The following is a 12,823-nucleotide window of genomic DNA, read 5'->3' on the forward strand; positions in this document are numbered from 1 at the left end:
CATCCAGGTTTTAAAACGTAAAAATTATTGGGCTATTGCCATTACGGCTACACTCAATTTTATTTCCGGTATTTTCTCTAAAGCCAGCGCACAACCTTCTACAGTTCCGCCTGTGGTAATTAAATCATCTACGAGTAAAATATGCTTTCCTTGAAGGCTTGTGGTTTCGGTAACGGCAAAAGAGTCTAAAACTTCGGTACCTCTAAAAACCCGATTTAAAAATACTTGCGTGCGTGTTGCTTTAGTTCGGTATAAAATGTGATCATAATACGGCTTATTTAAACATTGGGCAATCGCCTTGCCAAATCCCGCCACCTGATTATAGCCGCGTTCGCGCAACCTCGATTTATGCAAAGGTACCGGCATCACACAGTCAATTTGATTAAATGCAGCCGCTTCTGCAAGTTGCGCTCCAAGCCATTGTCCTAAAAAATCACTTAACCCTTCCTGACCACGATATTTTAAATTATGAATAAGCTGTTGAACGCGGGTTTTCTTGTCAAAATAAAATAAAGCAGCCTCTAAATTAAGGCTTGTTCGCCCGTACAATAATTTTTTGATGGGTTTTTGCGTTGTAGTGTGCAAATGAGTTACCGGCAATGCGTGGCGGCAAGAAGTACAAATGAGTTGTTCCCCTTCGCTCAGGATGGTTTCACAAGCACTACATTGCTCAGGAAAGAAGAGTTTCAGCAAAGACTTCATCTCATTTTGATTAATTATTTTAACTTTCGCACTAAGATATCAAAATAGGCTGCATGAGCGCGACTCGCAATAACAATGCTTTAAAGATTCTTATCGGTATACTTTTTCTATTGCTCTTGGGATTGGGTGGTTACACCTATAAATTCTATCACGAGCTGAGTGCCAGTAAAGTAGCACTTTCTGAAGAAAAAGAACTTCTTAAAGAAGAACTGAGTGACCTTTTGACCAACTATAATGCTGAAATTGAAACCAACAAGCTGCTTTCTACTGAATTAAAAGAAGCACGGGCTCGTATTCAAAACTTGCTAAATCGTCTTGAGCAAGCAAATTCTACACAGACGACACTTCAAAATTACAGGCGTGAGCTGGCTATTTTAAGGGATGAGCGCGATGCCTTACGTAAAAAAGCAGACAGTTTACTCCTTGAAAATGCATTGCTGGTAACTCAAAAAACAAATGCCGAAGCTGCTTTTGATGAAAGTGTTGTTGAACGCGACTCACTAAAACAACAAAACGAAGCGCTGCAAGAAAACCTGAGTAAAGGTGCTCAACTTACCGTGAGTAAATTTAGAACCAGTGGTGTCATCCTGCGCCGTAGTGGTAAAACCGTGCCTAATGATCGCGCAAGACGTATTGATAAAATTGAAATTTGCTATACGATCAATGAAAATATTTTGGCCAAGCCGGGCATTCACGATTTCTACATTCAGGTGATCAATCCCAGAAATAACGTGATGGGCGAACACGTTTCACTCGCTTTTGGAGAAAATATTCTGATTTACAGCGCTTACCAACAGATCAATTATCAAAATGAGGAGCTTCAATCCTGTGTTTGGATCAATCCGATGGCCGAAGAATTTGATCCGGGAATTTACCGCATCAATCTGTTTGAAAACGATCGCTTGCTTAGCAATAGCGTGGTTGAGCTCGAATAATTCAGCTTCAAAAATCATCTTATAAAAAAACCGCTGCATTGCTGCGGTTTTTTTATTTTTACCTCCTTGTTTCGCAACAGCAAAACAACCAAAATCAAATACAAAAGCAACATACCAAATGGCACAACAGGAAGATCATTTTAAGAAGGTAATATCACACGCAAAAGAATATGGCTACATTTTTGGGAGTAGCGAGATTTATGACGGTTTAAGTGCCGTGTATGACTACGGTCAAAACGGAGCCGAACTCAAGAAAAACATACGTGATTACTGGTGGAAGAGTATGGTGCAAATGCACGAGAATATCGTGGGTATTGATGCTTCGATCTTTATGCATCCTACCACGTGGAAAGCTTCTGGACACGTTGATGCTTTTAATGACCCGCTTATTGACAATAAAGATTCAAAAAAACGCTATCGCGCCGATGTATTGATCGAAGATTATGCTGAAAAACTGAATCAAAAAGCGCTTAAAGAAATAGCAAAAGCAAAAAAACGCTTTGGTGATAAGTTTGACGAGCAAGAGTTTGTAACTACAAATCCACGTGTTTTACGCTATCGCAAGGAACAGGAAACCGTTTTACAACGCATGGCGCGTTCTCTGGAAGCCGAAGATCTTGCCGATGTAAAAGCTTTGATCGAAGAACTAGGCATTGCAGACCCCGATACCGGTTCAAAAAACTGGACAGACGTGCGTCAATTCAATTTGATGTTTGGGACTAAATTAGGAGCTTCTGCAGAAACTGCTACCGATCTCTATTTAAGACCAGAAACTGCACAGGGAATTTTTGTAAACTTTCTGAACGTGCAAAAAACCGGAAGAATGAAAATTCCATTTGGGATCGCTCAAACCGGTAAAGCTTTTAGAAATGAGATCGTAGCGCGTCAGTTTATTTTTAGAATGCGTGAATTTGAACAGATGGAAATGCAGTTTTTTGTGCGTCCCGGTGACGAACTAAAATGGTACGAGCATTGGAAAGAAACGCGTCTAAAATGGCATTTATCACTTGGTCTTGGTGAAGAAAATTACCGTTTTCATGATCACGAGAAGCTAGCCCACTATGCGAATGCAGCAGCAGATATTGAGTTTGATTTCCCATTTGGTTTTAAAGAATTAGAAGGAATTCACAGCCGTACCGATTTTGACCTTAAAGCACACGAAGAATTCTCAGGTAAAAAGCTTCAATTCTTTGATCCTGAATTGAATGAAAATTATGTGCCTTATGTGGTTGAAACTTCAATAGGTCTTGACCGTATGTTCCTAGCGGTATTCTCAAAATCTTTAGAAGAAGAAGAACTAGAGAACGGTTCTACCCGTACCGTTTTAAAACTTCCGGCGATTTTAGCACCTGTAAAAGCTGCCATACTTCCACTAGTTAAAAAAGATGGATTACCTGAAGTTGCACAAAAGATCATCGATGATTTGAAATTCGACTTTAATGTGGCTTATGATGAGAAAGATGCTGTGGGACGCAGATACCGCCGCCAAGATGCTGCGGGAACTCCGTTTTGCATCACTGTAGATCACGACACCTTAGAAGATGAAAGTGTAACCATTCGCGATCGCGACACAATGGAGCAAAAACGTGTAAAAATCAGCGAGCTTGCTACCATTTTGCACGAAAAAATAGATTTTAAACATTGGGCAAAATAAGTCCGCTATTTTATCAAAAATTCAAAAAGCCCCAAGTCGGGGCTTTTTTTGAACCTTATAGTTGATTCTTTCGTACATTTAATGACCGCAACACGCTAACTATGAAACATTTTTACCCGCACGATCTCAAGAAAGCACAACTGTTAACATGCTTTCTGGTTTTACTTAGTTTTTCCTGTTCGTTTCAGGTTATTGGCCAAGAGAAAAAAAAGCCTACGGTAATTAGAAAAATGCGTTTGGTGCGTGAAGTTCCCAGTCTCGCCTCTCAACTAAAAAAAGGAACTTTTAAAGCGGTAGAGAAATCAAATAATCCGCAAGAAATTAACCCAAAAAGACGCCGGGCTAATCAAGTGGTGCCGGGCAAAGGTTTGCCTAAAGACGGTGATCCTCTGCTTAAAAAGCAAACCGAAAAAGAAAAAACCGACGCAAAGTCCTACAGCTTAGAACCGCTTCAGGTTTTTGAAGCAAACACTTCAAACTTTACGCCATCTGATCCCACTGGGGCTGCAGGACCCAATCACTATGTAGCTGCCTGGAATGTTGGTTTTAAAATTTATGATAAACAAGGAAACGAACTTGTACCTCAGGCGAGTCTGGGAACGCTTTTTGAAGGAAACACTGCCGGAGATCCTATTGTACTTTACGACGCTCCTGCAGACCGGTTTATCATAACGCAATTTGAAAATGAAGATGAAAGCGATGCAGACAATGACTTTGAAAACGGATTAAATATCGCGATTTGTCAAGGCTCAGATCCTGTAAACGATGGTTGGTATATTTATACCGCCGGTTTTGAAACCGGTGCTTTTCCTGATTATCCCAAATATTCTGTTTGGCATGATGGGTATTATGTAACTTCAAATATTGCGATTAGCGGCGGTGACGCGACAGGAGATGCTGTTTTTGTTATGGAGCGTGATCAAATGCTTCAAGGGCTTGCTGAAGTAGGCTTTTTGGGATTCCCCTTGCCTACGTTGCAAAGAGCAGGATTTTACAGTCCGCAGTTTTTTAATGTCAGCACTTCTGAAGCACCAACGACAGGTGGTGCTACCGTAGTTTATTATCAAGATGATGCGTGGTCTGGCGTTGATGATGATCACCTTAAATTATGGACGGTAGACGTGGACTGGGACACACCTGAAAATTCAAGTATTTCACAACCGGAGCTTATCAGCGTAAGCGATTTTAATGGTGTTTTTGACGGCGGAAGTTTTTCAAATTTACCGCAGCCTGCAGGTGCCGAAATTGACGCCATGCAAGGTACCGTAATGAATCAAGCCCAGTTTAGAAAGTTTGACGATCATAACTCGGCTATTTTTAATTTTGTGGTCAATGTCGCTCCTTTGGGAGAAGAGCAAGCCGGTATACGCTGGTATGAGTTACGACAAACAGGAGATGGCCAACCGTGGACGATTTATCAAGAAGGAACTTACGTGTCTCCTACCGGAAATAATGCCTTTGGTGCAAGTATGGCGATGGACGGTGCCGGAAGCATTGCCATGGGATACACGACCGTAAGCGCCGATTTACCTGTAACCTTAAATTTTACCGGAAGATATACCAACGATCCTTTGGGCGAAATGTCTGTGCCCGAAGCATTTCTCGCAACCAGTACCGGAGCCAGTACTTCTGAGCGCTATGCCGATTATACACACCTTACTATTGACCCGGCAGACGATGAAACCTTTTGGTTTATTTCAGAATATTTCAATCCGCAACGCACGGATATAATTAGCGTTTTCAAATTGGCGTCAGATAATGCCAATGATGTTCAGACCATTTCTATTGATAGTCCAGAAGACGGCGCTTTAACCAGCACCGAAAGTATTACGATCACGATACGAAATGCCGGTAATACCACGCAAACCAGTATTCCCGTAAGCTACACTGTAGACGGAACAACGGTGAATGAAACTTTTACAGGAAGTCTTGCTTTTAATGAAAGTGTCAGTTATACCTTTACGCAAACCGCTGATCTTTCTAACATAGGAGAAGAATACACTATTACTGCCACCACCAATCTTGAAAACGATGAAGACACCACCAATGACAGTATGTCAACCACGGTACAAAACCTCTGGCAAAACAATGTGGGCGTTTCTTCGATAGATAATCCACAGTCTGATTCCGGACTGGGAGCTGCGATTCCTATTACTGTTACGGTCACCAATTTTGGACAAGCAGATCAGGCTAATTTTCCGGTGTACTACAGCATCAATGACGGGGAGCAAATCACAGAAACCTTTGACCGAACCATAGCCGCTCAGACTTCAGAATCCTTTACTTTTAATGCTACCGAGGACTTTTCAGCTATTGGCTCTTATGAGATTACCGCCGGGACGGCTTTAGAAACCGATAGCGACACCAGCAATGATGAAATTTCGGCAACCGTAACCAATGACTACTGTCAACCGGTTTCTAACTGTAGTGGTTTTGGTGATGGTGTAACAGAAATAAGCCTCGAAGGAACTACGATCACGACAGCCTGTTCAGCTACAGGTTATGATGCCGATCTGGATACTGTTTTTGATCTTGATATTCAAGAAAATGCATACACAGGAATGCTTGAAGTAGGCTATCAAAATTCTAACTACGCAATCTTTATAGATTTTAATAACAATGGTGGGTTTGAAGCATCAGAAATGGTTTCAAACGGCAATGTGCTGTTTGCTGATACTGCCGAAGAATTTGAACTCGAATTACCAGAAGGCGTTGCCTTAGGAACCTACAGAATGCGCGTGCGTGGTCAAGACAGCAATGAAGAAGGTGATGTGACAGATCCTTGTGGCGATCTTGCCTATGGCCGTACCAATGACTACAGCGTACGTATCTTTAACAGTCTTTCGGTGGAAGAGAATATTTTTCCGGATAGTGAATTAGTAATTCTTGAGCCTGAACAAAATCATTTTCAAATTTCTTTAAGCACTCAAGAAACCACCGAAAAAATGGCGGTAACTGTGTACTCTATTTTAGGGCAAAAATTAGCCGAAAACTGGATCGAAAATGAATACGGAAGCTATGTATATGACTTGGATATGTCTTACGCTTCAAGCGGTGTTTACATCGTGCGTATCGGGAATCGTAACGGTGGGCAATCTAAAAAGATTATTGTCAATTAAGCTTTTTTATTTGAAGGTTAAAAAAGTGCTCGTAGCTGAACCGTTCCTGTATGAATGGTTCTAGAATCTTCACTTTTACGACCAAAATACGACAGGTTTAAATCTAGAAATTTAGTCAGGCGTTTTTGCGCGATTACATTCCAGGTGAAGTTTGAACCCGGCTGCAAGCCTTCTAGCATTTGATAAGCAACCGGTGAAAATGCAGCACCTTCAAATTCATTTTTGATGTATTGCGCCTCGATATTGAATGAAATCTTTTCAGCATTGCTGTAGGAAAATGCCACCCCAAAATCCTGTTTATTTAAATATTCCAAAGCCCCCAAACTATTTTCTTTGGTTCCCAAACTGTAAAAAGCTTCAAGCCGCGTGTTATCGTCAAATAAGTACGAAATTTTAGGATTTAGTTCAAAAGTCTCGAGACTGTAATTGCGTTGTGCAAAATTTTCTGACGCACTACTATTGGTTCCTAAAGCTGTATTTAAGTTAAACAAATAACTTGCTTTTATTTTATGCAGAAAAGACACTTGATGGCTGCGTAATTCATTAGTTTGTAATCCTAACGAAACTAAATTACGTGCTGTATTTGCTAGATAGGTGTAGCTTGTCGTATACTGCTGTTTTCCTCTGTTGAAAAAAAGCGTGTTTCTAAAATTGAGATTCAATCCCAGTGCATTGTCATCATCTTCAAACGGATTTAAATCAAAAGAATTCCCATCCCGAAGGACTTTACGATCGATTAAATAACTGGTTTGATTGTAAAAATGCGAAGCAAATTTTTGAAAGCCTTTTTTACCACTCCATTGCTGAAAATTTACCGTAAGAATCTGACTTAACTTATTCTGATGTGTTTTTACAAAAAGCTGGTTAGGTAACAATACTCTTATGAAATCGGCTTCATCCTGAAACTGCGCCAGTTCAAACTCTTCTAATTGCTGAACCCCGTCGTTATTGTAATCCTTCCACGTGTAAACTCCAAGACCTTCATCAACCTTAACATAAGTGAATTCCTGTTGTGGCAAAGTCCCGCTGCTCGTTTCAAAAACCGTATTCAATCGTACAAGATTTTTAAAAAGCTTTTGATTGTACAGCAACCGGGAGTTCAAAGATTGCTCAGATGCTGTCCCTTCGGTATAGCGCAATTTCCTATAATTAGCATACAATCCTAAAGAAGTATTTTCATTTTGAATCAGTTGTGATTTCAGATAATAAGTGTCACTGTGGTTTACCTGTTGTACGTTATTGCCTCGCAAACTATCATTCACGCGATAGCGATAGCCCAATTCCACAAAAACCGCCGTACTGTCTCCCCGCCCTACAAAAGCTTCATAGGATTGAAACCGCTGACTCAAAGGATCAAAAACTTCTGAAACAGGATTACGGCTTACATTATCTTCAGCACGCAACTTGGCACCGATCCAAGATTTTTGCATTCCGTATATAGCTGCAGCATTCATTCTAAAAAAACGCGTAGTTGCAGTATCTGCTTCAGATTTTAAATAGCTGGCATTAAACTGTGTTCGCAGTTTGTTAAACCGAAGATTGCCATAAATAGAATTGCGGGAGCCGGAATAATTCTGACTGTAATTCAAATGTTCAAAACTATAATTCACCACTCCAATTGCGGTATCCTGAAAATGTAATCCTGAAGTAAGCAAGGTTTGATCACCCTGGGGAAATAAGGGTAAATTCCAGTCGCGGCTAAACTCGATCGCATAGGTGCGCTCAATATTTCGAAAAGTGTTTTGGATATAGTCTACCGTTCCATACGCCCGCAACTGCCTGACTTCATTTTTTTCGTAAAGCGTTTGATCAACATTGAAACGACCTGCAAAACCATCATTATCTCCATCGTCTAAATCTGAAAAGAGGTTCAAATCCTCTTTGCTTCCTGCACCTTCAAATGAAATACGCGTCTTTGCTGAAGGATTATAAGCTCCTTGTAACACGGCCATTTGCAACTGGGTCGGGGCAAACAAACGCGCCACCGGTTCAAAATTCCCTTGTGGAATTCCGTTTATTGGTGCTACATATTCATAAATACGATTGATCGCCGATGCGTTGGTGAGTACGTAATTTCCTTGATTTGTACCTACATCTGTAAAACGCACATTGAACAATTCGTCCTCAGGATCGTTAGAAAACTCAAATACTTCCTGACCGTTTCTAAACACTTTTCGGTATAAAATTTTATTCTCATTATAAGTGTCAGGATTTGCACTTGGTGCGATCATTTGTTCGCTATCATCTCCTGCACTCTGCAAAACTGCTACTTGTTCTTGATTTAAATTTTGCAATAAGGGTTGATTTTTAGCATCATTTTCAGAATACACATGCGCCCGAAGCTTAAGTTTGCCGTCATCGGTCTGATGGCCACCTCCTGCATAGGCAATTATGCGAGTAAAATTTTGTTCACTGTATTGATACTCAACCGAAATACGCATCTCGCTGGTAATGGGAAACGTAGGATTAAAACGGATTTCCCCGGCATTATAATCAATTACATAATCTGCGGTTTCCCCGCGCTCTAGCAAGATACCGTTAACAAAAACGCGTTCACTTCCGCTAACGATAAGCACGTACAACTCGCCATTAGGTCCGGTCAATTTATACGGCCCTTGATTCCCTTCTTGTCCTGTAAATCTACTTTGTGTAAAAACACCGCGTACCAAAGCTCCGGTGGCAAAAGCTTCGGTTTGCGAATTCTCTTGATCCAGTCGCCCGCTCAAGGATAAGCCCTGTACTTTTTTTGTAAATCGACCAAAAAAGGAGATGTTATTTTCCAGATTAATATCTCCGGCGCGTATGTTCCACATATCGCTGTAGAGCTCTATAAAGATCTGATCAAACTCATCTAAACGCTGTGAGTATCCCCCATTTTGCTGCGGAATATTCGCATCTTGCAACGAAGTGCGCAAAGAGACCTTTTTGCTTAGTTTCCCGGTGATTTGCAGGTCTAGCTCGCTGGTAAGCGTACTGTTTTGATTATTTCCGCTGGTGATCCCACGCACCAAACTCCCTGAAGTTGTAAGTCCGTCAAAAGGTTTAAAATCGGGCTTTGTTGTTTTTTTCTTCAGTGCATAGACTCGGCTCAAATTGCCACTGCTGTTCACCACCTTGCTAGGATCATATTCAAAATACGATTTAGTTAAAAAATCGGGATACACGCTGTACTTGAAATCTAAGGTATCTAGTGATGCATCTGGTTGTTTTAACCAAAAAAGCGACCGCCCATAATCTACTTCATAAGCTGTTGTATCCAGGATGCTTCCATCTTTTTGAAGCACTTGGAATAAAACAGGATTAATACTTGTCGTATCGATCACCACAGTATCCTTTATGGCCAATCGTTTTGTTCGGCGCAGTTTAGACTGAAAATCCTGTGCAAAACCGGTTGCAGCAATCAGGAAACACGATATCAAGATCAGGTGGCGCATGGCCATAAAACTACGGGAAAAAGCCTTAACGTTTAGCGATGCAAGACTATTTGTATTGAGAACATCAACAGAAGATTTCTAGCGAAATAACTACCTTCGCCAAAACCCAAAATTAAAGCATGAAAATAATCACATATAACGTAAACGGAATTCGTGCAGCTATTCGTAAAGGTCTTCTTGACTGGCTAAAAGCTGCTAACCCAGATGTACTTTTACTGCAAGAAACCAAGGCCCATAAAGAGCAACTAGACATAGATTTGTTTGAAGAAACCGGCTACCATGATTATTGGTTTAGCGCACAAAAAAAAGGATACAGCGGCGTAGCGATTTTAAGTAAAAAAGAACCCGATAATATCGTGCACGGCACCGGTATTGATTATATGGATCACGAAGGACGTAACATCAGAGCAGACTTTGGCGACCTGAGTGTTATGAGTATGTATTTACCAAGTGGGACAAATGTAGACCGTCTAGAACATAAGCTAAAATATATGGCAGACTTTCAGGCCTATTCTGAAGAGCTGCGCAAAACACGCCCTAATCTTATCGTGAGTGGCGATTATAATATTTGCCACGAACCTATAGACATTCACGATCCCGTACGTCTTAAAAATGTAAGTGGTTTTTTACCGGTAGAGCGTGAGTGGCTTAGCGGCTTTATCAACAGTGGTTTTACAGACAGCTTTAGACATCTTAATCCCAATGTTGAACAATACAGCTGGTGGAGTTATCGCGCAGATGCACGTGCCAATAACAAAGGCTGGCGACTGGATTATAATATGGTAAGCGAACCCTTAAAAGACAAGATCAAGCGCGCTGTTATTCTTCCGGAAGCAAAGCATAGTGATCATTGTCCGGCATTGGTAGAGCTCGATCTCAACACGTAAACAACCTCAGCACGAGCCTCGGGCTATTTGATTTGGATCATCAGGAAAATGTATTGCTTTTGTCTTAACCGAAGCCAATAATTTTAACCCCAAAACGTTGATTATAAAAAACAACCATAACCCTATGTTTAGAAAAGTCTGCCTTATCGTGGGCGCTGCCGCCACACTATCTTCGTGTGTTTCAGCAAAAGTGTATAAAGATCTTGAAGCTCGGTTTGCCAATCTCAAAGCCGAAAATCAAGAATTACAACAAGACCTCTCTCAGGAAGAACGCTTGAGAAAGCAATTTGAAGATCAAGCAGCTCAGCTAGAAAAAGAGCTCGCTCAAGCGACAAGTGAGCGTGATGATTTACAGCGTAAGTACGCCACAGCGCAAGCCAATCTTAAGAACTTGCAGGATTCTTATGACGCGCTTGAAGCCAATAGCTCTAAAGCTTTAGCCGAAAACTCAAAGCAAAATCGAGAGCTTTTAGCACAATTAGATGAAAAGCAGGCCGATCTCGCCGCTGAACAAAACCGACTGGAAAAAATGCAACGCGATCTCACCGAGCGTTCGCGCCGTGTTGAAGAGTTAGAGTCAATGATCGCTGCAAAAGATGCCAAAATGCGTGCATTGAAAGATGCAATTTCTAAAGCCCTCGTAGATTTTGAAGGAAACGGTCTTACCGTAGAACAACGTGACGGAAAAGTTTATGTTTCGCTAGAGAACAAACTACTTTTTGAAAGCGGAAGCTGGAATGTAGGTGCCAAAGGACGACAAGCAGTAAACCAACTGGGTAGCGTATTGGCTCAAAATCCTGAAATCGCTGTTCTGATCGAAGGGCATACCGATGATGTACCGTATGGCGGCAACGGACCTTTAAAAGACAACTGGGATCTTTCTACTAAACGCGCTACAGCCATCTTAAGTTTGATTCTGTTTAAATTATAGCATTAATCAGAAAGAACAAAAGAGCAGGTTAAGGTTACTATAGCCGTTGGAACTTCAGATTCCGTCAACATTGATAATCACTGCTCTTTTCTACTTAGATTTCGATCAGTTCTGTGAGGCGCTAACCTCGATTTAAAGTTGTTGAACACCAAGTAGATCGTCCTTTCCAAAATCTAATTGTTATGAGTAAATATAGTGAAACTTATGGAGTAGATATTAGCAAAGATGTCTTTGATGTAGCAAATACAACAGGCTTTTACCGTCAATACCCTAATACTGTTGCCGGGTTCAAAAAGTTCATTAAAGAGCTTGAAAAATCAGCAATTGTCGTTATGGAAGCAACCGGTTATTATCATTATTGTTTAGCACAATTCCTGTTTGAATCTGGCCAACCGGTTTCTGTAGTAAATCCATTATCTGTAAAGAGGTTTATACAGATGCGTTTATCTAAAGTAAAGACCGATAAGAGTGATGCTAAAGCCATATGTGACTATGCTTTGATCAACCCAGTGCCTTTATATACGGGAAAGGATCAGAATCAAGCAGAATCTCTACAACTTCTACGTTTATTAGAGCTGTACTTAAAACAGCGCACTCAGCTAAAGAATAAAATTCACGGAGAGCAAGCTTTAGGTATACCTTCAAAAGCGGTTTTTAGATCATTGAACAGATCAAAAAAGATATTGGATAAAGAGATAAAATCCCTAGAAACGCGCTTATTATCTCTAGTTAAAGCAGAGCACCAGCAACAGTTGACTAATTTAAAGAGTATCCCAGGTTTAGGAGATAAAACAGCAGCTTTATTGATCGTGTTAACTGATGGTTTTACCAAATTTGAAACTGCATCGCAGCTTTGTAGCTTTGCAGGCACAACGCCCACCATACGGCAATCAGGGAGCAGTGTCAGGGGTAAAAGCAGAATCAGTAAAATGGGTAACCAAAAACTCAGAAATCTTTTGTTTTTATGTGCCTTCTCTGCAAGTAAATACAATACTGCCTGTAGGAAAATTTATGAACGTATTATAGCAAAAGGCAAAAGTAAAAAGCTAGCACTAATAGCAGTTATAAATAAACTAATAAAACAAGCTTTTGCAATCGCAAAGAGCGGCTTGCCCTATGACCCAAATTATGCGACAAAATTGAACTAAATACTCTTGGATT

Annotated in this window: 8 protein-coding genes; 6 read left to right on the top strand and 2 right to left on the bottom strand. The window is 40.7% G+C overall.

All coding sequences use genetic code 11. The annotated features are described in order from the left end of the window. Positions 1-24: 24 nt before the first annotated feature. The gene (locus tag MED217_RS17430; RefSeq protein ID WP_009781884.1) at positions 25-702 is read right to left on the bottom strand and encodes a ComF family protein; all 678 of its coding nucleotides are present in this window, start codon (positions 700-702) and stop codon (positions 25-27) included. A gap of 53 nt (positions 703-755) precedes the next feature. On the opposite strand from MED217_RS17430, the gene MED217_RS17435 reads away from it, so the two are divergent. The 3 genes from MED217_RS17435 (at position 756) to MED217_RS17445 (ending at position 6,410) form a co-directional block, all read left to right on the top strand. Next, positions 756-1,637, top strand: a complete 882-nt coding sequence (locus tag MED217_RS17435; protein WP_009781885.1) for a hypothetical protein — start codon at positions 756-758, stop codon at positions 1,635-1,637. Between the two features lie 118 nt (positions 1,638-1,755). Then, a complete protein-coding gene (locus MED217_RS17440; protein ID WP_009781886.1) occupies positions 1,756-3,291 on the top strand; it encodes a glycine--tRNA ligase in 1,536 nt (511 codons plus the stop codon). Positions 3,292-3,392: 101 nt separating this feature from the next. Beyond that, positions 3,393-6,410: a GEVED domain-containing protein gene (locus MED217_RS17445; protein WP_009781887.1), complete on the top strand. Its 3,018-nt coding sequence runs from the start codon at positions 3,393-3,395 to the stop codon at positions 6,408-6,410. Between the two features lie 17 nt (positions 6,411-6,427). Here MED217_RS17445 and MED217_RS17450 read toward each other — a convergent pair whose 3' ends face one another. Further along, entirely contained in the window at positions 6,428-9,844 is a 3,417-nt protein-coding gene (locus MED217_RS17450) for a hypothetical protein (RefSeq protein WP_040533798.1), read from the bottom strand. Positions 9,845-9,963: 119 nt separating this feature from the next. Between MED217_RS17450 and MED217_RS17455 the strand changes: the two genes are divergently transcribed. The 3 genes from MED217_RS17455 to MED217_RS17465 all read left to right on the top strand — a co-directional run bounded on the left by MED217_RS17455 (position 9,964) and on the right by MED217_RS17465 (position 12,810). Continuing rightward, complete coding sequence (locus MED217_RS17455; RefSeq protein ID WP_009781889.1) at positions 9,964-10,731, top strand: exodeoxyribonuclease III; 768 nt, start codon at positions 9,964-9,966, stop codon at positions 10,729-10,731. 124 nt (positions 10,732-10,855) lie between these two features. Further along, positions 10,856-11,662, top strand: a complete 807-nt coding sequence (locus MED217_RS17460; RefSeq protein ID WP_009781890.1) for an OmpA family protein — start codon at positions 10,856-10,858, stop codon at positions 11,660-11,662. A 182-nt stretch (positions 11,663-11,844) separates the two neighbouring features. Further along, positions 11,845-12,810, top strand: coding sequence for an IS110 family RNA-guided transposase (locus MED217_RS17465; protein WP_009780787.1), 966 nt, complete (start codon positions 11,845-11,847; stop codon positions 12,808-12,810). The last annotated feature ends 13 nt before the right edge of the window (positions 12,811-12,823 follow it).

The sequence above is a fragment of the Leeuwenhoekiella blandensis MED217 genome (genome assembly GCF_000152985.1).
Taxonomy (GTDB): domain Bacteria; phylum Bacteroidota; class Bacteroidia; order Flavobacteriales; family Flavobacteriaceae; genus Leeuwenhoekiella; species Leeuwenhoekiella blandensis.